Source organism: Campylobacter sp. IFREMER_LSEM_CL2151 (assembly GCF_025771725.1).
GTDB classification, from domain to species: domain Bacteria; phylum Campylobacterota; class Campylobacteria; order Campylobacterales; family Campylobacteraceae; genus Campylobacter_D; species Campylobacter_D lari_C.
The window spans coordinates 13,378-34,858 of sequence record NZ_JAKMQT010000006.1 but is presented as its reverse complement, the minus strand read 5'-3'; the positions used below and the strand labels follow the sequence as shown (position 1 = coordinate 34,858).

At 30.3% G+C, this 21,481-nt stretch carries 21 protein-coding genes; 1 reads left to right on the top strand and 20 read right to left on the bottom strand.

Annotated features, from left to right (window positions below; all coding sequences use genetic code 11):
• The first annotated feature begins 8 nt into the window (after nt 1-8).
• Complete coding sequence (gene miaA, locus L8V82_RS05425) at nt 9-884, top strand: tRNA (adenosine(37)-N6)-dimethylallyltransferase MiaA (protein WP_263724274.1); 876 nt, start codon at nt 9-11, stop codon at nt 882-884.
• On the opposite strand, the gene L8V82_RS05420 is transcribed toward miaA, so the two are convergent.
• The 20 genes from L8V82_RS05420 to L8V82_RS05325 all read right to left on the bottom strand — a co-directional run bounded on the left by L8V82_RS05420 (nt 875) and on the right by L8V82_RS05325 (nt 21,464).
• Complete coding sequence (locus L8V82_RS05420) at nt 875-3,238, bottom strand: tetratricopeptide repeat protein (protein WP_263724273.1); 2,364 nt, start codon at nt 3,236-3,238, stop codon at nt 875-877. The two genes, miaA and L8V82_RS05420, sit on opposite strands and share 10 nt — an antisense overlap.
• Nucleotides 3,239-3,262: 24 nt before the next feature.
• Entirely contained in the window at nt 3,263-4,660 is a 1,398-nt protein-coding gene (locus L8V82_RS05415) for an NADH-quinone oxidoreductase subunit N (protein ID WP_263724272.1), read from the bottom strand.
• Nucleotides 4,660-6,129: a complex I subunit 4 family protein gene (locus L8V82_RS05410; protein WP_263724271.1), complete on the bottom strand. Its 1,470-nt coding sequence runs from the start codon at nt 6,127-6,129 to the stop codon at nt 4,660-4,662. Before L8V82_RS05410 ends, L8V82_RS05415 begins: the two co-directional genes overlap by 1 nt.
• Nucleotide 6,130: 1 nt before the next feature.
• The gene (nuoL, locus tag L8V82_RS05405; protein ID WP_263724270.1) at nt 6,131-7,933 is read right to left on the bottom strand and encodes an NADH-quinone oxidoreductase subunit L; all 1,803 of its coding nucleotides are present in this window, start codon (nt 7,931-7,933) and stop codon (nt 6,131-6,133) included.
• A complete protein-coding gene (gene nuoK, locus L8V82_RS05400; protein ID WP_263724334.1) occupies nt 7,921-8,232 on the bottom strand; it encodes an NADH-quinone oxidoreductase subunit NuoK in 312 nt (103 codons plus the stop codon). Before nuoK ends, nuoL begins: the two co-directional genes overlap by 13 nt.
• A complete protein-coding gene (locus tag L8V82_RS05395) occupies nt 8,232-8,738 on the bottom strand; it encodes an NADH-quinone oxidoreductase subunit J (RefSeq protein ID WP_263724269.1) in 507 nt (168 codons plus the stop codon). The genes nuoK and L8V82_RS05395 overlap by 1 nt, the downstream gene beginning before the upstream one ends.
• On the bottom strand, nt 8,731-9,363 hold the full coding sequence (nuoI, locus tag L8V82_RS05390; RefSeq protein ID WP_263724268.1) for an NADH-quinone oxidoreductase subunit NuoI: 633 nt from the start codon (nt 9,361-9,363) through the stop codon (nt 8,731-8,733). Before nuoI ends, L8V82_RS05395 begins: the two co-directional genes overlap by 8 nt.
• 8 nt (nt 9,364-9,371) lie before the next feature.
• Nucleotides 9,372-10,370 (bottom strand): NADH-quinone oxidoreductase subunit NuoH, encoded by a 999-nt coding sequence (gene nuoH / locus L8V82_RS05385; protein ID WP_039619340.1) that lies wholly within the window; start codon nt 10,368-10,370, stop codon nt 9,372-9,374.
• Entirely contained in the window at nt 10,367-12,820 is a 2,454-nt protein-coding gene (locus L8V82_RS05380) for an NADH-quinone oxidoreductase subunit G (RefSeq protein ID WP_263724267.1), read from the bottom strand. Before L8V82_RS05380 ends, nuoH begins: the two co-directional genes overlap by 4 nt.
• Nucleotides 12,817-13,533: a hypothetical protein gene (locus L8V82_RS05375; RefSeq protein WP_263724266.1), complete on the bottom strand. Its 717-nt coding sequence runs from the start codon at nt 13,531-13,533 to the stop codon at nt 12,817-12,819. The genes L8V82_RS05380 and L8V82_RS05375 overlap by 4 nt, the downstream gene beginning before the upstream one ends.
• Complete coding sequence (locus tag L8V82_RS05370; RefSeq protein ID WP_263724265.1) at nt 13,530-13,757, bottom strand: NADH-ubiquinone oxidoreductase subunit E family protein; 228 nt, start codon at nt 13,755-13,757, stop codon at nt 13,530-13,532. Before L8V82_RS05370 ends, L8V82_RS05375 begins: the two co-directional genes overlap by 4 nt.
• Nucleotides 13,754-14,980: an NADH dehydrogenase (quinone) subunit D gene (nuoD, locus tag L8V82_RS05365; protein ID WP_039619347.1), complete on the bottom strand. Its 1,227-nt coding sequence runs from the start codon at nt 14,978-14,980 to the stop codon at nt 13,754-13,756. Before nuoD ends, L8V82_RS05370 begins: the two co-directional genes overlap by 4 nt.
• A 1-nt stretch (nt 14,981) precedes the next feature.
• Complete coding sequence (locus L8V82_RS05360; RefSeq protein WP_263724264.1) at nt 14,982-15,773, bottom strand: NADH-quinone oxidoreductase subunit C; 792 nt, start codon at nt 15,771-15,773, stop codon at nt 14,982-14,984.
• The gene (locus L8V82_RS05355) at nt 15,773-16,270 is read right to left on the bottom strand and encodes a NuoB/complex I 20 kDa subunit family protein (RefSeq protein WP_039619352.1); all 498 of its coding nucleotides are present in this window, start codon (nt 16,268-16,270) and stop codon (nt 15,773-15,775) included. The genes L8V82_RS05360 and L8V82_RS05355 overlap by 1 nt, the downstream gene beginning before the upstream one ends.
• Nucleotides 16,249-16,668, bottom strand: coding sequence for an NAD(P)H-quinone oxidoreductase subunit 3 (locus L8V82_RS05350; RefSeq protein ID WP_039629108.1), 420 nt, complete (start codon nt 16,666-16,668; stop codon nt 16,249-16,251). Before L8V82_RS05350 ends, L8V82_RS05355 begins: the two co-directional genes overlap by 22 nt.
• Nucleotides 16,669-16,787: 119 nt before the next feature.
• A complete protein-coding gene (locus tag L8V82_RS05345; protein WP_263724263.1) occupies nt 16,788-17,456 on the bottom strand; it encodes an ATP-binding cassette domain-containing protein in 669 nt (222 codons plus the stop codon).
• A complete protein-coding gene (locus L8V82_RS05340) occupies nt 17,440-18,213 on the bottom strand; it encodes an ATP-binding cassette domain-containing protein (protein ID WP_263724262.1) in 774 nt (257 codons plus the stop codon). The genes L8V82_RS05345 and L8V82_RS05340 overlap by 17 nt, the downstream gene beginning before the upstream one ends.
• Nucleotides 18,210-18,986, bottom strand: coding sequence for an ABC transporter permease (locus L8V82_RS05335; protein WP_263724261.1), 777 nt, complete (start codon nt 18,984-18,986; stop codon nt 18,210-18,212). The genes L8V82_RS05340 and L8V82_RS05335 overlap by 4 nt, the downstream gene beginning before the upstream one ends.
• Nucleotides 18,979-19,917, bottom strand: a complete 939-nt coding sequence (locus L8V82_RS05330) for an ABC transporter permease (RefSeq protein ID WP_318529673.1) — start codon at nt 19,915-19,917, stop codon at nt 18,979-18,981. Before L8V82_RS05330 ends, L8V82_RS05335 begins: the two co-directional genes overlap by 8 nt.
• An 11-nt stretch (nt 19,918-19,928) precedes the next feature.
• Complete coding sequence (locus L8V82_RS05325; protein WP_263724259.1) at nt 19,929-21,464, bottom strand: ABC transporter substrate-binding protein; 1,536 nt, start codon at nt 21,462-21,464, stop codon at nt 19,929-19,931.
• Nucleotides 21,465-21,481: the final 17 nt, after the last annotated feature.

The following is a 21,481-nucleotide window of genomic DNA, read 5'->3' as shown; positions in this document are numbered from 1 at the left end:
TTTTTACGATGTTTTTTGAATTTGCACTCATTGGAACTACCGCAAGTGGCAAAACAGAACTTGCTAATAAACTAGCTTATGAATTTAACGCAAGTATTTTAAGCCTTGATAGTCTTTGTGTATATAAACAAATCAACATCGCTTCAGCCAAAACAGAGCAAAAAACCTTAGATGAGCTTGATTATTTTGGCATAAATTTATTAAATGTCAATGAGCATTTTAACATCGCTTTGTTTTTTGAAGAATACAAAAAAGCAAAGGCTTTTGCCCAAAAAAATAATCAAATACTTATTATCACAGGTGGAACTAGCTTTTATTTAAAAGCTTTAATGGATGGTTTGAGTGAAAATTTTAAAGAAAGTCAAAGTACACTAAGTAATGATGAAATTTATCATTTAATGATAAAAATTGATCCACAAGCAAAAATAGAAAAAAACGATACTTATCGTTTGAAAAAATGGCTTGGAATTTATGAGCAAACTAATAAAATTCCAAGTAAAGTTTTAAAAGAAACCAAACAAGAAGCTTTGATTAAAAAACTTGATATTTTTGAAATTTCTTGGCAAAAAGATCTTTTAGAAAAACGCATTATTAAGCGCACTAAAAATATGCTAAATGAGGGTTTAGTAGATGAAGCTAAAATGTTATTTGATAATTATGATCATAATTTAAAAGCACTAAATTCCATAGGTTTGAAAGAATGCAAAGAGTTTTTAGATAAAAAAATAAATTTAAATGAGCTTGAAGAGCTCATCATCATCCACACAAGACAACTTGCCAAAAGACAAAGAACTTTTAATAAAAAATTCAATAAAGAAATTTTAGATTTTCAAAACGCTTATGAAAATTTAAAAGCTTATATTTTAAAAAAATATCAAGGCTGAGTGTTTAAGACATTTAATTTATCTTTACATAAATTTTGCCAATTGCTCGTTGCGTTAATGTCTATACAATTTTGCAAACTTTGCTTTTGATTTTGCACATCTTTTAAATCTTCATATACATTACTTTGCATATAAAAAGCTCTTGCGCGCTCATCATCTTTTAAGGGATTAGCAAGTAAATCTTTAAATAAAGTTAAAGCTTGTTGGGCTTGATTGTTTTGTTTTAAAGCTTTAATATAGATAAATTCTAAATCAGGACTAAAAAGATTCACCCCTTTTAAATTTTGATAATCAATAGCCTTTGGAGCATAAGTTAAAATGCTGGTTAGAAAATTATTTTTTTCACAATAACGCAAAAACTCATAATATAATTCCACCATACGATAATTCATAGGAAATTGCTCTAATTTTTGTAAAGTTCTTATCATAGCATTATAATCTTGTAATCTAAGCTCAGCAAAAAATTTAATATAATTTGCTTCAAATTTTTCATTATCACTAATAATCGTTCTTGTGTTTAAAATATCGTTAATTGTTTTTATAACAAAGCCATAACGCTTATCTTTAAGAGCTAAATCAGCACTTTGAAGCTTATAAAAGATAATATCATCGTTTTCATTGTCCACTATGTATTTTTTAGCTTCTTCAATGCGCGTTGTGCGTTTAAAACACTCAAGCATTTGTTTTTTGTTTTGTATTTTACCCCCTACATTATAAGCTTTAAAATCATCATATATTTTCACAGCAGCTAAACATTCATCATTTTTTAATTTTTGTTCTAAAACTAAAATAGCAGCTTGCTCTAAAAGATTTTTAACTTCTTTATTAGAGTATTTTTCAATATCTTTTTGATAACTTACAACTTTTTCATAATTTTTTTCTTGAAAATACAATTTTACATTATCAAACAATGCCTTACTAGAAATCTCTCCAGCGTATTTTTTCATAATTTCTTCATATCTTTGATGTAAAAAACTTGCATTAGCATCTTTTAAATATAAAAAGTTTTTATCTTGCGCTTCTTTGATTAAACTTACATATTCACCCAAAGGAAAATCTTCTGCATAAAGATCTAAATATTTTTGAGCCTTGGTATGCTCATTTGCATTTAATAAAGCCAAAGCAAGATCTTTTAGCACTTTTTCATATTCTTTATCAACCTTAGTTAAATGCGTAAAAATATACTCATAAATTTTAGAACTTAAATCATAAACCCTATTATTAGCAAAAGCTTTAGCTAATAATAAGGAATTTTCCAAATCACTCATGAAAAATTCAGGATTTGATTCTAAAATTTTATTTGCTAATTCTTTGGCTTCTTTTGTATTTTGAGTTTCTAAATAATTTTTTGATAAAAATAAAGCTGCCCTACTGGCTAAATCTGCATTTGGAGTAGAATAATACACATCTTGATAAATATTATTTGCGGTATTTTTTTTACCCAAATGATATAAATAATCTGCATAATCAAGCAAAGCCATTATAGTGTATTTATCGCCTTTATGCTCAGTATTTAAAGTATCTATAATATATTCAACATTTGATCTTTGTGATAAACCCATATAAACCCTCATCATAATATACATCACTTCTGTATAATCTTTATCGTTAATATAAGTTCTCACCCATCTTTTAGCATCATCTAACATTTGCTCTAAAATTACTTGGTCTTTATCAAGTTCATAAGTATAAAGTTTATTTTGCGCTCTTAATTTATAAAGCTCAAATTCATTCATAAATACACTACCTTGATAACGCTTAATAGCATTAACAGTATCTCTTAATACTTGATCATATTTTTTTGCTTCATATTCTTGTTTTATACTAAAATAAGCGTTAAAATCTGCGCTTTTAGAAGTTTCCATAGGGTTAGAATTTAAATCTAAAGCTCCAATAAAGGGCATTAATCCATCATCAAAATAAATATCAAAATCGAGCCCATCGCTAGGTTTGTAATATCTTAAATCTTTAGTAAAAATAAATACAAAATGCTTAGAAGTATCTCCACTTTGACTTTGAATTTCTTTTGCATTAAAAATATCTTGGGAATAATTAAACATCTTAGCTAAAATTTTAGGATAGATTTTGATTGTCAAAAAGGTTTGGTGCTTTTCAAAATAAATTGTAAAATCATCAAACTCTTTATTTTGAAATTGCATATTGCTAACACCCAAAACATTACATTCAAAATGGGTCTTTTCAAATTCAAAAACATTTTTACAGGTAAAATCTTTATTATCTTTTAAATGCAAAAGTGTAAAGGGGCGCTTGTGTTCTTCCCCTTTATTAACAATAATTTCAAAAGAAAATGTATAAGTTATACTTAATAAAAATAAAAATAAAACCCTTATCATAAGCGTGATTATAGCAATATTATTTTACAAAAGCAAAAACACGCAAGAAACACTTCCAATCAAACACAAGCACAAAATAATCTTTTGTTTTATATCTAAGTTTGCACTTTCTATGATTTGAGCTTTTTTGAAAAAAACATAAATTAAAATTTTCAAATAAGCATAAAGCATAATCATAGAACTTAAAGCTATGGCAAATACAAGCACATAATAGCCTGAGTTTAAAATAGAAGCTAAAATTAAAATTTTGCCCCAAAAAATCCCAAAAGGTGGAATACCTGCTATACATAAAATAAATATAGCTAACATTATAGACAATACCGGTCTTTGATCAAACAAACCCGAAAAACTCTCAAATGAACTTTTTTGAAATAAACTCAATATCAAAAAAATTCCATAATTTGCGAAAGCAAAAGAAATCCAATACACAAACAAAGCAAAAATTGAAAGCAAATAAGAAGTCCCATCTCCTTGAGAACTTACACTCATGCTAGAAACAATAACTGCTAATATAAAAGAAGAATGAGTAATAGAACTATATGCAAGCATTTTTTTTACATCTTTTTGGATTAAAGCTACTATACTTACAGCAAGCATAGAAAAAATCGCTAGCAATGCTACTATATATTCAAATTTTACCCCACCACCCAAAGCAGAAAAAATTCTTAAAACTACTATTATCATAGCTATTTTTGGTACTATAGATATAAATGCTATAAAATTTGTATGTACACCATAATACACATCTTTTAACCAAAAGTGAAAAGGTGCGATAGAAAGCTTTACCCCAACAATAACTAAAAACATTACTCCAGCACAAAGCAAGATAGGATCTGAAATGTATTCAGAATGCAATAAATTATCTAAATCCAAAGACTTAGTTTTTAAATACACAAAAGCACAAGCAAAGACAAAGAACCCAGCTCCCACCGCAGCTAAAGTAAAATACTTTATACTAGAGCTAATAGCATTATGAGTTCCTCTTAAAGCAATAAGAGTATAAAGAGCTAAAGAAGAACCTTCTAATGCTAGGAAAATTACGATTAAATTAGTGCTTGATACCATTAATATCAAAGATGCAACCATAAATAAAAATAAAGAAAAAAACTCTGGCTTTTGCTCATCTTTATCCATCAATAAATAAAGCATAGAAAAAACTAAAATAACTAATTGAGCAAAAATTGCATAATTATCGCTTACAAATAAACCAAAAAAAGCATGAGAATTATCTAAAACAAAGCCATTATAAAGCAATAAAAAACATAAGGTGCTAAGCAAAGCTATAACACTTGCTCCTATATAAAAATTTCTAGAAAGTTTTTTAAATGCACCCAATAAAAGTAAAGCAATAGCCCAAAAAAGCAATGACAACACAGGAAATAATAATACAAAATTCAATTTTTCTAAACTAAAGCCACTCATTAAAAACCTCTTATATCGTCTATGATTTTTTGATTTTCTATTGCAATATTTCTTGTTTGCATAACTTCAAGAATGCTATTTACATTCAAAGCAATTTGATCAAGCATAGCACTTGGAGCTATCCCTAAATAAATTACCAAAGCACTTAAAATACTCAACACAAAAATTTCGCCTTTTTTTAATACTAATTTCTCCATTTTTTCTGCGTTAGTGGCAAAAAACATATTTCTATAAATATTTAGCATATAAATAGCTCCTAAAATAATCACACCACCTGCAAACAATGCATACCATAAATTCACGCTTGCTATGCCTTGTAAAATTAAAAACTCACCTACAAAAGAAATGGTCAAAGGTAGTGAAATAGATGAAAATAATAACACTGCAAAGAAAAAGCTAAATAATGGAGTTGTTTTAGCTAAATTTTTATAAAAGTCTAAATCGAAAGTATGATATCTTTTATAAAGCATATAAGCAGCCAAAAACAAACCACCTGTTACTATACCATGTGCAAACATGTAAAATACAGAACCACTTACCCCATTATAAGTAAAAGTCACAATACCTAAAATCACCACACCCAAATGCGAAATTGAACTATAAGCGATTAATTCTTTTAAATCCTTGGTTTTAAAGGCAATTAAAGCTGCATATAAAATTCCAACTATACATAAAATAGCAAGTAAAGAATAATAATGATTTAAAGTATCAGGTGTTAAAGGCAAGATAAATCTTAAAAATCCAAAAGGAGCCATTTTAAAACTAACAAGCATTACAGATACTAAAGTCGGACTTTTTGCATAAACTTTTGGTGCCCAAGTGTGGAAAGGAAATAAAGGACTTTTAATCGCAAAAGCGATAAAAAATCCTATAAAGATTAAATTTTGCACACTTTCAGGTATGAAAAATTCACTCTGATACCAAGCAAGTAAATCAAAACTCCAATACCCAAAACTTTGATAATACAAAAACCCTACATAAATAATCGCTAAAAGCATGAGCATAGAACCACAAAATGCATAAATGAAAAATTTAATCCCTGCTTTATAATTATCTGAATATCTGCCTATTAAATAAATAAGCGGTATAAGAGAAAACTCCCAAAATACATAAAATAATAAAGCATCTAATGAAGCAAAAAGCCCTATAATACAAAATTGCAATAAAAATATACTTACCACAACACTTTTATCTTGAATATCCAAACATATAAAAGATAAAAAAATCATAATAGAACAAAGCAACATCAAATAAAGTGCTATAGCATCTACACCGATATGAAAATTAACTATTAAAGAATTTAAACTAAACTCATAAGCTATACCACCATGATAATTAAATAATAAAAAAACATTTAAAACTAAAATCAAAAAGCTAACTAAAACAGCAAAAGACTTGCTATCTTCTTTTTGCAAAAACAAAGCTATAAAAGCTGCAAAAAATGGAAATAACATTAATAAACCAAGCATTCTACACCGCCAACGCTAAACAAAATAAACATACAAAAGCCAACACTGTAATTCTTAAAACCAAAGAATAATCCTTACCTATGCTAAGAGTTCTAGCAAAAGTTTTAAGGAAAAATGCAACACTATCTACCAAAGTATCTAAAATTTCTTTATCAGCTTTTCTTAAAAATTCACAAAATAAAGCATATTTGCTAACAATAAATTGATGATAAAACCTTGGTATATAGTATTCATTAAACAAAAGCTTATAAATGCTTGTTTTAGAAAGTGATGGCTTAAACCAATTTTTCCAATAAGCTATGATAGCTAAAAGCACTCCAAGCACTGCAGCAGCACTTGCAAGCACCATAACTAAAGAATTTTGTCCATCAATAAAAGCTAAGTTTTGACTTACAAACTCCATAAAACTATGCTCAAAAAACCCTGCAATAATAGCAAGTAAAGCCAAAGGACTCATCGCAAGCAAGGCTATTTTACTAGCTTCATGAGGATGCTCTTCATATCTTTTTGGAGTAAAAAATACAAGCATTAAAAGTCTAAAACTATAAAAAGCCGTCATAAAAGCTGCTATTAAAAGCACCAAGAAAATTCCATGATGATGACTTATAAAAGAAAATCCTAAAATTAAATCTTTAGAGAAAAATCCTGCAAAAGGATAAATTCCTGCCAAAGCCAAAGAGCCTATAAGCATTAAAATAGCACTAAAACGCATACTTTTATAAAGTCCACCCATCTTACTAATATCAAGCTTATCATTCATCGCATGCATTACATTACCTGCACCTAAGAACAATAAAGATTTAAAAAATGCATGGGTTGCTAGATGAAATAAAGCTATAGCATAAGCCCCAAGACCTGCTGCTACAAACATATACCCAAGTTGAGAAAGTGTTGAATAAGCAATAATTCTTTTTAAATCTTTAGCCACCATAGCCATAGAAGCAGCAAAAAGCGCTACAAAAGCTCCAAGTATAGCGATAAAATACCCTACTTCAGGAACTTGCAAATAAAGCTCTCCTGCGCGAATTACTAAATAAACTCCCGCAGTAACCATAGTCGCAGCATGGATTAGTGCTGAAACTGGTGTAGGTCCTGCCATAGCATCAGCAAGCCAAGTATGGAAAGGAAATTGCGCTGATTTACCCATAGCACCCACAAAAAGTAAAAGCGCTATTAAAATCAAAATCATATCATTTTCATGCCCTAAAGATAAAAGGGTAAAAAACTCATCGTATTTTAAAGAATTGAACTCTATATAAATTAAGAAAATTCCTAAAAGCAAAGCCAAATCTGCAATTCTATTCATGATAAATGCTTCATTAGCAGCAAAGGTATATTTTTCATTATGATACCAAAAACCTATCAAAAGCCATGAGCAAAGTCCAACACCTTCCCAACCTATGAAAAGTCCTAAGAAATTATCACTCATAATCAAAAACATCATAGAAAAAACAAAAAGTCCTAAATAACTAAAATAGCGATTAAACCCTTCATCATGCTCCATATAAAATATACTATATAAATGCACAAAAGTAGCAACTATACTTACTACATTCATCATAATTAAAGTAATGGAGTCTATTTTAAAACCAAAACTAACATCTATTAAAGATATCCAAGTACCAAGTTCAAAATTAAAATGCACCCCATTGCTTAATAAAATAATTGAAGCAAGTGCTGAAAAAGCTATAAATAAAGAAGCTAAATAACCTAAAATAATTTTCTTAGCACTAAAAGCAAAAATACCTAAAACAATAGCTGAAACTAAAGGAGAAAAAAGCGCAATTAAGGCTAAATTTTGCATTTTAACTCTCCTTTTTCAGCTAAAGAGCCAAGCTCTAATGTTCCTGTTTTTCTATACCATAAAACACAAAGTGCTATCCCAACAGCTACTTCACAAGCTGCAACCCCCATTACAAATAAAGCAAAAATTTGTCCTTCTATATCTTTATGGGAAGCCCCTGCTGTAACTAAGGCCAAATTAGCAGCATTTAATAAAATTTCACTTGAAATAAAAAGCATAATTAAATTTTGGCGTTTTATAATACCTATTAGACCAATGATAAACATCAAAATAGCCACAATGTAGTATTTTTCTAACATCATTGCTCATCCTTTTTTATATTTTTTTGAGTAAGTGCTATTGCACAAATTAAAGCTATTAAAAGTAAAATTGCCATAAATTCAAAAGCAAGCATGTATTTTGTAAATAGGGCAAAACCTATTTGCTGGGTTGAATCAAGACCATAAACTTCATTAGCTTCATTTAAACCAAAACTATAACCCATAATAATACTAATTAACAAAATCGCGCTAAAAATCACAGCAAAAATAAATACTCTTTTACCTTTTAGACTTTCCTTTACTTTTATCGAAGCATCAAAAAACATCATAGCAAAACTATAAAGACCTAAAATAGCCCCACTATAAACGATAATTTGAATCGCTCCAATAAATTCAGCATTCAGTAAAAAATAAAATCCGCTTAAAAAAACCATAGCCGCAGCCAAAGAACTAATAGCATAAAGCACACTAGTACTTAAAACACTAATTAGAAAAAATCCCAATACCAAAACACTTAACAGACAAAAAGCTATCGTTTCAAACATTTTCTTCCTTTGGGGTATCTTGCTGTCTTTGCAAATCTATCTCATAATAATTTGGAGTTTTCTTTACTAAATCATCAGCATCTTTTCTTAAACTACCACTTCCTTCAAATACCACTTGATTTTTAAGCTCATCAATAGGAGTTAAAAAATCTTGCTTTTGACCAAAATAAGATCTTTGTTCTGCTGCATTTTCATACTCTTTACCATGTACAATGGCAAGTTCAGGACAAACATCAGCACAAAAGCCACAATAAATACAACGCCCTAAATTAATACTATAATTTTCAACCTTTTTACGACCATCTTCGCTTAAACTTGTTTCCATTCTTATGCAATTACTAATACAAATTTTTTCGCACAAGCCACAACCAATACAACATTCACTTTCACTTTCAATAAAACGCATTAAGCGATGAACTGCACGGTAGCGATTATCTAAAGCAACTTTTTCCATAGGATATTTAATCGTTGCACTATTGTTCTTTTTAAACATTTCTCTTAATACAACAAATAAACCTACAAAAAGTTCTGTATTTAAAGAACGCTTGATTACTTGTATGAATTTTTCATAAGCATTTTGAGGATTTTTACGCTCAAAATCTACTTTAAAATAACCTTTTTTCATTGTTTTTCCTATATCACAAGTACTAAAGCACTAATTAATAAATTTAAAACCGCTAAAGGAATTAAAATCAAATAACACATTCTCATTACTTGATCAGGACGCAGTTGCGGAAAAGCCCCTCTAGCCCAAAAATACCAAAAGAACACAAAAGACACTTTCAAAAGCATCATAATAGCCCCTGGTATAATCCAAAAATCATTAAATCCACCCAAAAATAAAAGCGATATCATAATCGCTCCGGTAATCATGGCTGTATATTCACCAATAAAAAACATACCCCATCTAAGCCCACTATATTCAGTGCCATAACCTGAAACAAGTTCAGTTTCGTTTTCGCTTAAACAAAGTGGAGTTCTATTAGTTTCTATAAAAATGGCTATTACAAATAAAATAAAAGCTAAAGGCTGTTTAAAAATAAGCCAAGAAAGTATGCCTTCGCTTTGATAGTTATTAATATCTACTAAAGATAAAGAGCCAACAAGCATTACAACACACACCAAAGAAAGTCCTGCAACACTCTCATAAGAGATAATAGAAACAAGCCCTCTTGCCCCACCTAGTAATGACCATTTATTATTACTAGCCAAGCCTCCTAAAAAAATCGCATAAAAACTAACCCCACCCATACCTATAACAAATAACAAGGCCACATTAATATCAGCGATAATAGGACGAATCACTCTACCAAATAAAGTAAATTCAGGAAAAATAGGAATAGCTGCAATTGCTACAAAAGCACAAATTGCTGCAATCAATGGAGCGATTAAAAACACCACTTTTTGAGCATAAGTTGGCACTATATCTTCTTTAGTAAAAAGCTTAATCATATCAGCAACTACTTGAAGCAATCCAAAAGGACCTACCATATCAGGCCCTAAACGACGATGAAATAAAGCCAAAGCCTTTCTTTCAAGATAAGTTGCCAAGCCTGCTAAAGTAGCAAAAATAGCTATAACAAGCACGCATTTGATAATTGTTTCTATAATAAAAAAAGTAATATCACTCATATTTTAGCTCCTGCTTTTTCAAGCCAAACTTTTGCATATCGAGTATTATTAAATAAAGATTTATAATCAATCTTACTATCATAATCCCCCAAATACGCGCCATTTTCTAAAGATTCATCGCATTTTACACTTATAGCAATTTGAGTTTTTTCATTTTTTAAAATAACACTATCATCTTGGTTTAAATCAAATTTTTGCATTAAATCAGACGATAAAAATAAAGCTCCAACCTCATTAAAAGCTCTATTACTAAGCTTTGAAAACTGATGAATGCTATTTGCATGATATAAAGTCAAATTTCCTTCATTTTGTTCTTTAACTTCTTGAACGCTTAATGTTTTTTCAAACTCAAAATGGGAAAAATCAAGCTCATAACCTCTATGATTTACCCCACCATTATCATAATGATTTTCTAACTCATCAAAATCAATTGCCTTAAAGCCTTTATTTTGTGGTAAAAATTTAGTATAGTTGATCGTAAATTCCTCATCAAAATCTAAAGCATTTGCTAAATCATTTAAAAAATAACCTTTAAATTCTAAAGCTGCATTTGTAGGAACTAATCTTTTGTCATAATTGACAAAGCTACCTTCTTGTTGATTTAAACTAGAACTTGCAAGATCAAAATACCCATCATAAGAAAAAGTAAAATCACCTTTTTCGTTATAACCTAGTGTTTTTCCCGCTTGAAAATCTTGACTTAAATCACAAATTAAACTCACGCCTAAAGTATTGGTGCAAGTTGGATTTAAAAAGACTTTAAAATCAGTATATTTTTGCACCAAAGCACAAAGTTTTGCTAGCTTTACGCTTTGCTCATCATAGTAAAAATCACTTCCTATAATAAGTGTAAATTTTTGCTTTTTAGTTAATAAAGTTTCTAAAATATCCTCATCTATACCAAGATTTTTCGCATAATTTGATCTTTGCACTTCTATGCTTTTTTTAATTTTTTTAGGCACAAGTTTTTTAACTTCTTCTATAATAGTGTCACCATTTTCATTTTGCTTTTCTATCTTTTCAACAACTTCTTCATTAATAGTTTCTTCTATTTCTTTAGTGGCTTGATAATACGCACTTTCTAATGTATTTTTAAAATCTTGTGGAAGCTCTTTGGCAAATTTTTGCAAGATAAATAATAAAATATTTTCATTATCTTTAATATCATGATTAATCTGCAAGAAATTTTTAGAATATTTATCCACACCTTTATCTTTTATAGGGTGAAAATATAGCCCTGCACCTTTATTCATCACTAAAGCGTTATTAACTTTATATCCTAGCGTTGGCGCATCATAGCGTAAAAATGAACCTACGATGATTAAAAAATCACTTTGAGTGATATCATCTGTATTTGCGTTATACATTGCATTTGCATTTTGATAAAAACAAGCTAGGAAATCTTGGAATTTTTTAGCTTCATGGTTTATAAGATTAAGATTAAATTTTTTACTTAAATTTTGCAAGATTAAGGCTTCTTCATTAGTAATAAAACTATTAAATAAAATATTTTTTATTTCATTATTTTTTATCATATTTACTAATTTTTCAAAAGCTTTTTCGTCTTTACCCTGAACTTCATTTTGGGTATTAAAACCATATCTTGCAGCTTTATTTAGCGTAGCAAAAGCAAAGTCATTGCTCACTCTATAAATTTTTTCTTTTTGATTATTAATACTAGTTTGTTTAATATCATAATACATCAACTCACAATCACTAGAATGGGGATTACTAGCTGGAATTTTCTTTAATTCCCAAGCATTAGATGTATATTGAAAAGCCGAACCCACCAAGGCTCCCGTTGGGCATACACTTGTACATTCTCCACAAAAAGAACAATCAAGCATATTACCGCTACTTGGCGCAATTAAACTCTTTTGAAATTTAGTCCAAATCGCTAGCGCATCTTTACTCATACTTTCTTTAAAACTTGCATCAGGTGCATTTGCTCCTCTTGGAGTAGTTTTTAAAGCACTTTCTCCTATTTTATCTTTACAAACTGTGATACATCTTTCGCACACTATACATAAAGCTGGATCATAATTAATCTCGCCCCATTTTTTATGCTCTTTATGGGTATCTTTAATCCAATAATTTTGCACATTTACTCTTGCCTTGTGTGTAAAGTTTTGAAGCTCACATTCGCCAGATTTATCACATACCCCACATTGTAAAGGGTGGTTGATACAATATGCTTGCATGATAGCATTGCGCTCATCCCATAAATTTGGCAAATCACTCTCTACTACCATACCTTCTTTAACTTTAGTATTGCAAGAATAAACCTTTTTACCATCAGCTTCTACCATACACATACGACATGCAAGTGTTGGAGAACAACCATTTAAATAACAAATTGCAGGAATGAAAATATCATTTTTTCTTGCGACATTTAAGATATACTCACCCTCATTTGCCTCACATTCTATACCATTAATGATAACTTTCATTTTATAACCTTAACTTGAGCTTTTGAAAAAGCAAAATCAGCGCTTTCATAATCAAACAAAGCCACCGTGCCTTTTAAATCATGATTGATTTTTACTATAGTTGTAAATTCTTGAGTGTTTATTTTTAAATTAATTTTATCCTCATCTTTAACCTTAGCAATCAAAGCAAAAGATGAAGAACAATGCAAATTTTTATCCCTTAAAGGTGCTTGCATGATGATAGTTCCATCAAAATTATCAAGTTCTAAAAGTTCACTAAAAGAATTTTGTATTGATAAATTTTCTTCGTTTTCATTAGAGCAAATTAGCAAAAGATTAAATTTATGACAAAGTTTTTCTAAAAAATACTTAATATTTTCAAAGTCTTTATGTTGGTATAAATTTTCATCAAAAATAATACACTTTGCTTCTTTTAAAAACTCCAAAATCTCTAAAGCCTCTTCTTCGCCAAAGCAAGATTCAGCACTTAAATAACCCTCATCAAGCTCGTTAAATTCAGCTTCTAAACTCATCTTACAAAGTAATGCAAGCACGAAAGGTACACTTGCAATCTCACATTTATAAAAGCTTGCTTTTAAATTTTTATCTTCTAAACAGGAAATATTGTAATTTTTACTTTTGTTGAGCTTAGCACAAAGCGAAGGATTTTTTAAAGAAAGCAAATCCACAAAACACAAAGCATTTAAGCCTTCTTGATATCTTGCTAATTTCATTGTCCTACCTTTTTAAAAACTATAGTCCAATCTACTTGATTAAATTTTAAAGAATTTAAAAGTTCACAATTTTGCTCTTTTATGAAAGCAAAACTTTTTTCTACATTAGAAAAATCTCCTATTTCAAACAAAACCACTAAAACTTCACCCATATAGCCATTTTGAATGATTTGCTCTAAATCCTTAAACAAATCTTGACTTTTTCTTAAATCCACGCGTCTCATCGGTCTATCTCACCTAAAACTATATTAATACTTCCTAAAATCGCCACCGCATCAGCCAAATATGATCCAACAAGCATTTCTTCTAAAAACGCACAGTGAAAAAAACTTGGGGTTCTAGCTCTTAATCTATATGGCCTACCGCTACCATCTGAGTGAATAAAAAACCCAAGTTCGCCTTTTGGACTTTCAGTTGGCACATACACCTCGCCTTTTGGTGGCTTTAAGCCTTGGGTTACTAGGACAAAATGTTGCATAAGTGAATAATTTTGTGTCATGATTTGCTCTTTTGAAGCGCTTACATACTCAGGATGATTGCATAAAATTTCAGGCGGAGTGTCTTGATAAAGCTTAGCACATTGAACTAAAATTTTCAAACTTTCTCTAAATTCTTGCATATAAACCTTATATCTTGCATAAGAATCACCCATTTTGGCCACAGGTACGCCAAAATCTACCTCATCATAAAGCAAATAAGGCTCTTCTTTTCTAACATCATAAGCAATCCCACTTCCTCTTAGCATAACCCCGCTACAACCCCAACTTAGCGCTTGTTCTTTACTTACCACTCCTACATTTTCAGTTCTTGCACGCCAAATTCTATTATCATCAAGCAAGGCTTCATAATCTTTTATATCATTTGGAAATTTATTGCAAAATGCTAAAAGTTCATCTAAAAAACCTTCGGGTAAATCAAGCATTACCCCACCTATTCTCATAGATGAATGTGTAAGTCTTGCCCCACAATATTTTTCTATTAGATCAAGCACATATTCACGCTCTCTAAAGCAGTATAAAAATACTGTCATCGCACCAATATCAAGAGCATGTGTAGCAAGCCATAACAAATGCGAAGCAATGCGGTTTAACTCAAGCAAAATCATCCTTATCACACTTGCTCTGCGTGGAATTTCCAAACCACAAAGTTTTTCTACAGCAGCTACATAGGCATAATTATTTGCACTAGCTGCGATATAATCCATTCTATCAGTAGTCGGGATAAACTCTTGATAGATCATATTTTCAGCCATTTTTTCCATACCACGATGCATATAGCCTATACAAGGAGCAGCCTTGGTGATTTCTTCTCCATCAAGTTCTAAAATAAGGCGTAAATTTCCATGAGCACTTGGATGTTGGGGACCAAGATTTACTATCATAGTACCATCTTCACGCTCAAAGCTTATATTTTCATAATAAGGTTTTAATTTAGTAGAAATTTGCATTTTATCTTCTCTTATCTAAAATTTTTACTTGCGTTCTTTTGGCTTTTTTCACAAAAGGCACACCACCTTCTTCTTGATATTCTTGTAGATATTTATCTTCTCTTGGGGCTTCGCCTTTACCAACCTCATGATAAATTCTGCTAAAGTTTAGCGTGTCTTTTTCATCTACAAAACCTGGATCTCTATTTTCCTCACCTACAACCTCGCGGTATTCTTTTCCAAAAATTTTATCTATCTCATACCATTTAGCAAATTCATCACCATGCAAAGGATAGCTTTTTAAAAAAGGATGTCCATACCAATCATCAGGCATTAAAAGTCTTTTTAAATTCGGATGATTGATAATGAAAATTCCAAACATATCATATATTTCTCTCTCACACCAATTAGCACCCTTAAAAACACTCATAACACTTTGAAGTTTTTCTTTTAAACCAACGAAAGTTTTTATTCTCACTCTTAAATTTTTCTCCATATTTAAAAGTTGATAATATACTTCAAAACCTTGTTTTTGAGCGACAAAATCAATCGCACTTGCGTCAGTAAAACAACTATAACCTAAATTTTTAAGCTTGCTAAGAATAGCAACATTATCATCTTTATTTATTTCAATCACCCAAAAATCAAGCTCTATAAAAGAATTTTTTAACTCAAATTCTTGGCTTAAAATTTGATGATCACTTTCAAAAACACTACTCTCTGTGCTTAGTTTTTTAGTTGCAGGTGCATGGTAAAATCTATCTTCATAATAATTTTTTAGCTGAGCATTTTTCTTATCGCTATATTTTCTCATCATATAAGCCTTTTTGGAGCTATTTTTCTACTTGCTTTTTCTTTACGAATTCTTTTTTGCAAAATCATCAAAGCAAATTGAAAAGTTTCAGGGCGCGGGGCACAACCTGGCACATAAATATCAACAGGAATAATTCTATCTACCCCTTGAACAGTAGAATAGGTATTAAACATACCGCCGGTATTTGCACAAGAACCCATAGAAATAACCCATTTAGGATCAGGCATTTGATCATAAAGTCTTCTTGTAAATTCAGCATGTTTTTTGCTTAAAGTACCCGCTATAATCATTACTTCAGATTGTCTTGGACTTGCTCTAAAAATCGTTCCAAATCTATCAAAATCATATCTTGCACCACCTGCTGCCATCATTTCAATAGCACAACAGGCAAGCCCATAAGATAGCGCCCATAAAGAATTACTCCTACCCCATTGCACTAACTTATCAACCGTAGTTAAAACAACTGGCGCATTGCTCATTTTTTGATACTCTGCCATGCGAATGCTCCTTTTTTATAAGCGTATAAAAAACCTATTGCAAGCAATAAAATAAAAACAAATACTTCCACTAAGGCAAATAAAGATAAGCCATATTTTGAGAGCTCTGCGGTTAAATCTTTAAAAATCACCGCCCAAGGAAACAAAAACACCACTTCAATATCAAGCAAAATAAAAATCAAAGCAAAAACAAAAAATTGAGAATTGATTTTATTTGCTTGCTTAGAAGCCATAGGCCCACACTCATAAATTCCTAGTCCTAGTTTTTTTCTATTATGAGAGGCTAGCTTAGAACCTATTTTAGAAGAAATATACACCAAAGTAAAAAATATAACACTTGCAATAACAAGCATTGCAAAGATGCCAAAGTATTGATGCTCTATAGTTGCGTGCGTCATAATAAACCTTTTATTCAAGCATAATTAAAATTTATTTTACTTTAACTTAGCTATATAAAAACTTATTATCAAAAAAATAAATTTTATGATATTTCAAAATGAAACAATTTTTATCTTTATTATAAAAACACTTTTTTATGGCATATATCTTGCAATATTTTTTCTTGATGAGAAATAAATATATAAGTAATATCGTGTGTTTTTTGAAAAGCGTGCAAGTAGTTTAAAATTTTATAAGCGGTCACCACATCAAGCGCTGCTGTGATTTCATCTAAAATAAGCAATTTTGGCCTTAAAAGCAAAGCTCTAATCAAACCTAATCTTTGACTTTGACCACCACTTAGCTTAGAGGGTTTTAAATTTAAAATATCTTTTTCAAGCTCAAAAACATCAAAAAGTTTAAAAAGCTCTTCAAAATCGGGCTTAAGTTTAAAATTTTCATATACATCAAGTAAAAGTCTTTTAGTGCTTTTGTAAGGATTTAAGGCTAGCTTTTGATCTTGGAAAACATATTGAATTTTTTGGCGTAATTTTCTTTGAGTATTAAAATCTAAATTTAATATATTTTCATTTTCAAACAAAACTTCTCCAGTATTTGCGCGTTCAAGCATACAAAGAATTTTAGCTAGAGTGCTTTTGCCACTACCACTTTCCCCGCAAAGCAATAAATTCTCATTTTGATTTAAAGCAAAACTCACATCTTTAAAAACAAAAATTTCTTCTTCTTTTAAATACCAGTGTTTTTTAATTTTATAAGATTTACTTAAATTTTTAACTTCTAAAAACATTTTCATTCTCAAAATAATTCAACAATTCTTTAGCAAAAACACCTTTTGGATTGCTTAAAAACTCTTTCATAGACATTTGATAAAGCAAAGTTTTATCTTCTATGATAGCTACCTCATCGCAAAGTTCTTTGGCTAAATTTATATCATGCGTGATGAAAATAAGATTTTTAAATTGTGCTTTTAACTCTTTTAAAATAGCGATGATTTTTTCTTCATTAGCCCTATCAAGTGAGCTTGTAATCTCATCACACAATAAATACTTAGCCTCACTTAATAAAGCTAGAGCTATTTGAACACGTCTTGCCATACCACCACTTAGCTGATATATAAAAGAATGCCACAAAAGATCATGATTTTTAAGTCCCAAGCACTCAAAATAATAAAATGCCCTTTCTTTAATCTCTTTTGTGCTTAAATTAGTATGAGTTTTTAAAACTATATTAAAATAACTCCCTATATCAACAAGAGGATAAAAACTCCCATAAACATCTTGAAAAAGTAAATTTACCTTAGCTCTTAAGGCATTTAGCTCATTTGCTTTTAAATTTAAAATATCTTTTTGATCTATCTGAAATTTTTGTGCATTAAGCTTATAGTGTTTATCAAAAAGCTTAATCATGCTTTTTAAAAGCAAGCTTTTTCCTGCTCCACTTTTACCCATGATAGCCAAAGCTTTGCCATCTTCTAAATTAAGATTTACATCCTTTAGTAAGATTTTATCTTTAAAACTAAGGTTAAGATTTGAAATTTCTATCATGCTTTAATCTCTTCTTGTAAATCATTACCCAAAGCAAGCAAAGGCAAGATAAGCATAAGTATAAAGGCTACTGGAAAAACTATCATCCACCAAAACCCTAAAAACACGGCCTTACTTGCTTCATTTAGCATATTTCCTAAACTTGGAGTCCAAAGCTCTACACCCAAGCCAAAAAAACTCAAAGTGGCTTCACTTGTAATAGCATGAGCAATATTTAAAACAAAAAGCACAAAAAGCAAATTCCAACAAGCAGGCAAAAGCTCACTAAATAAAGCTTTCATCTTGCTAGAACCTAAAATAATAGCATTTTGATAAAACTCAAGTTTTTGAAATTTATTCAGTTGGGTATCAAGCACTTTTGCCACAAAAGCAAAATGCCCCAAAGCGATAATAAAAATCATACTCCACAAAGATCCTGCCAAAAAGCTTTGAAAAAACATAATCACAAGCAAAGAAGGTAGTGCCAAAAGCATATCAAGCACTCTAGCAAAAAAAGCATAAGCAAAAAATCTTGTTAAAAACACATAAACACAAGCAAAAAGCACACTAAAAAATGCTGCCATTACTCCTACAAATAAAGAAACACGCAAGGCATATAAAATACGCGTAAAAACATCTCTACCAAGCAAATCTGTGCCAAAAATATGACTTAAATTTGGGGCTATTTTAGCCTTGCTTAAATCCACTAAATTAGGATCATAAGAACTTATTAAAGGTGCAAAAAGTGCTAAAACAAAACTTAACAAAATCATCATCACGCAAAACTTACGCATTAGCAAACCTTGGATTAATCATCTTGCAAATTATTTCTACGATCAAATTTACAAGCACCACCACTAAAATGCTAAAAATCACCACAGCTAGCACAACAGGATAGTCTTTAAACAATATGCTTTTAATTACCAAATTTCCCACGCCCTCATAAGAAAACACACTTTCTACTATATAAGTTCCCATTAAAAAACTCACAAAAGAAGCACCAAAATACGCAAGTATAGAACCAAAAGCATCTTTTAACACAAAGTGCAAATAAATTCTTGTTTTGCTAAGTCCTCTTGCAAAAGCACTTTCTATAAAGCTTTGATTTAAACTATCAATCAAACTTGTCCTTATAAAACGCACAAAAACAGCTAAATGTGAAAGCACTAAAGCACATACTGGTAAAAACAAATGCCACAAACGATTAAACACATCATCTTCAAAGCCAATATCTGCAATAGCAGAACTTGGAAAAAGCTTAAAAAATACAGCAAAAACCAAAATAAGCATTAGTGATAAAGAAAAAGCAGGCAATGCAAAAAAACTCATCGTTAAAAAGGTAATAATTTTATCCAAAAAACTATCTTTATAAAGAACACAAAAAAGTGCTAAAACCAAAGATAATACAAAAAGTATAAAAAAAGCTAAACTCCCTAGTATGATGGTATAGGGAAGTTTTTCTTTTAAAATTTCACTAACCTTTTCTCCGCTAATTAAAGAGTAGGAAAAGTCGCCTTTCATGGCATTAAAAAGCCAATTTTCATACTGCTCTAACAAGGGCTTGTCTAAATTTAAATTATGCTCGATTTCTTCTTTTATTTTAAGGCTAGTTCCTTGAGGTACACTAGCAAAAACCACGCTTCCTTTAGCATGATAAATCATCACAAAACATAAAAAACTCGCAAAAATCATCAAGAAAAACGCCCATAAAAGGCGTTTAAAAATGAGTTTTAGCACTAATTTTTGCTCCACTCATAAGCATTCCAAGTAAAACCTACCCCATGATGACCCAAAATATGAGGTCTTATACCTTGGATATTTTTAGCAAAAACTAAAGGATAATCAATATAAGCTATAAATAAAAACGCAGGATCTTTATATAAAGCATCAATAAATTCTTTATAGTGTTTTTTTCTTTCATTTACATCAAGTGAATTTCTAGCCTTTGTTAAAGCCTCATCAACTTTAGCATTTTGATAATGGCCAAAATTCCATCCACTAGAGTTTAAAGCACTATCTTGAGAGCTTGCAAAAACTCTAAAAGTGTGAAAATCAGGATCATAAGGACTACCCCAACCCACCAAAAAGCTATCAATTTTCGTATAATCAAAACTTCCGCTTGGCTTAGCTACTGCTTTTGCTTTTATGCCAAGCTTTAAAAACTCACTTTGTAAGATATTTACCAAAGCTACTCTTAGCGGATCTTCACTCATAGCATACATTTCAAAACTAAATTCTTTGCCATTTTTTTCTAAAATTCCATTCTTGTTTTTTACAAAACCTGCTTTTACTAAAAGCTCATTTGCTTTTTTTACATCATAGGTATAGCTTGCAAATTCTTTAGGATTTGCCCATGATTTTTCTAAAGGATGATTTGCTACCTTTCCAAAAGAATGCAAAAGTGAATTTATAATGGCTTGTTTATCAATGGCATAATTTAGCGCTAAACGCACATTTTGATCTTTTAAAAACTCATGATTAAGATTAAACATCAAAGCACGGTAATCAGCCGAAGGCTCTATAAGCATTTTAAAGTTTTTATCATTTGCAAAATTTGAAGCTAAAGCAAAATCAACCAAAGCCACATCAATAGAACCATTTTTAAGCTCAATAGCACTTATACTTGGATCTTTAATGTGTTTTAGTATGAGTTTTGGTGTTTTTACCTTAGCTAAATGATAATTTTCATTTGCCTCTAAGATCATGTATTGACCTTGTTTCCATTGCTTTAGCTTATATGGTCCTGTTCCTATAGGCATTTGATTAAATTTAGTGGTATTTAAATTTTCTTTTTCAAGTAAGTGTTTTGGTAAAATCCCTACACTCAAAGCGTCTAAAAATGCAGGAAAAGGCTTTGAGAGTGTGATGGACAAACGATAATCATCGATGATTTTTACTTCTTTAACTGCATCAAAATTTACTTTTGAAGGTGAATTTAGCTTCTCATCTTTTAAAGCATTTATACTAAATTCCACATCTTTAGCGCTAAATTTAGCCCCATCATGCCATAACACATCATCTCTTAAAGTAAATTCATAAACAAGCCCATCCTTGCTAACTTTCCAAGAACTAGCAAGATCAGGCGCTAATTTCATATTCTCATCAAAGCGTGTAAGCCCTGAAAACACAAGAGCAATTGCCACATCATGATCTTCACTAAAAAGTGGATTTATACGCTCTGGCTCATTTTCCACTGCTATAACAATCGTATCTTTTGGCGTAGCAGCAAAAAGATTTAAAGCACAAAAAAGCATGATAAAAAATCTCAACATAAAAGGCCTTTCTTATA

Coding starts and splice junctions, on each gene's coding strand:
- L8V82_RS05410 (WP_263724271.1), bottom strand. CDS start 6,129: ATGCTTGGTTTATTAATGTTATTTCCATTTTTTGCAGCTTTTATAGCT.
- nuoD (WP_039619347.1), bottom strand. CDS start 14,980: ATGCAAATTTCTACTAAATTAAAACCTTATTATGAAAATATAAGCTTT.
- nuoL (WP_263724270.1), bottom strand. CDS start 7,933: ATGCAAAATTTAGCCTTAATTGCGCTTTTTTCTCCTTTAGTTTCAGCT.
- nuoK (WP_263724334.1), bottom strand. CDS start 8,232: ATGTTAGAAAAATACTACATTGTGGCTATTTTGATGTTTATCATTGGT.
- L8V82_RS05360 (WP_263724264.1), bottom strand. CDS start 15,773: ATGAGAAAATATAGCGATAAGAAAAATGCTCAGCTAAAAAATTATTAT.
- nuoH (WP_039619340.1), bottom strand. CDS start 10,370: ATGAGTGATATTACTTTTTTTATTATAGAAACAATTATCAAATGCGTG.
- L8V82_RS05340 (WP_263724262.1), bottom strand. CDS start 18,213: ATGATAGAAATTTCAAATCTTAACCTTAGTTTTAAAGATAAAATCTTA.
- nuoI (WP_263724268.1), bottom strand. CDS start 9,363: ATGAAAAAAGGTTATTTTAAAGTAGATTTTGAGCGTAAAAATCCTCAA.
- L8V82_RS05415 (WP_263724272.1), bottom strand. CDS start 4,660: ATGAGTGGCTTTAGTTTAGAAAAATTGAATTTTGTATTATTATTTCCT.
- L8V82_RS05325 (WP_263724259.1), bottom strand. CDS start 21,464: ATGTTGAGATTTTTTATCATGCTTTTTTGTGCTTTAAATCTTTTTGCT.
- L8V82_RS05345 (WP_263724263.1), bottom strand. CDS start 17,456: ATGTTTTTAGAAGTTAAAAATTTAAGTAAATCTTATAAAATTAAAAAA.
- L8V82_RS05380 (WP_263724267.1), bottom strand. CDS start 12,820: ATGAAAGTTATCATTAATGGTATAGAATGTGAGGCAAATGAGGGTGAG.
- L8V82_RS05350 (WP_039629108.1), bottom strand. CDS start 16,668: ATGACGCACGCAACTATAGAGCATCAATACTTTGGCATCTTTGCAATG.
- L8V82_RS05370 (WP_263724265.1), bottom strand. CDS start 13,757: ATGAGACGCGTGGATTTAAGAAAAAGTCAAGATTTGTTTAAGGATTTA.
- miaA (WP_263724274.1), top strand. CDS start 9: ATGTTTTTTGAATTTGCACTCATTGGAACTACCGCAAGTGGCAAAACA.
- L8V82_RS05375 (WP_263724266.1), bottom strand. CDS start 13,533: ATGAAATTAGCAAGATATCAAGAAGGCTTAAATGCTTTGTGTTTTGTG.
- L8V82_RS05355 (WP_039619352.1), bottom strand. CDS start 16,270: ATGGCAGAGTATCAAAAAATGAGCAATGCGCCAGTTGTTTTAACTACG.
- L8V82_RS05335 (WP_263724261.1), bottom strand. CDS start 18,986: ATGCGTAAGTTTTGCGTGATGATGATTTTGTTAAGTTTTGTTTTAGCA.
- L8V82_RS05395 (WP_263724269.1), bottom strand. CDS start 8,738: ATGTTTGAAACGATAGCTTTTTGTCTGTTAAGTGTTTTGGTATTGGGA.
- L8V82_RS05420 (WP_263724273.1), bottom strand. CDS start 3,238: ATGATAAGGGTTTTATTTTTATTTTTATTAAGTATAACTTATACATTT.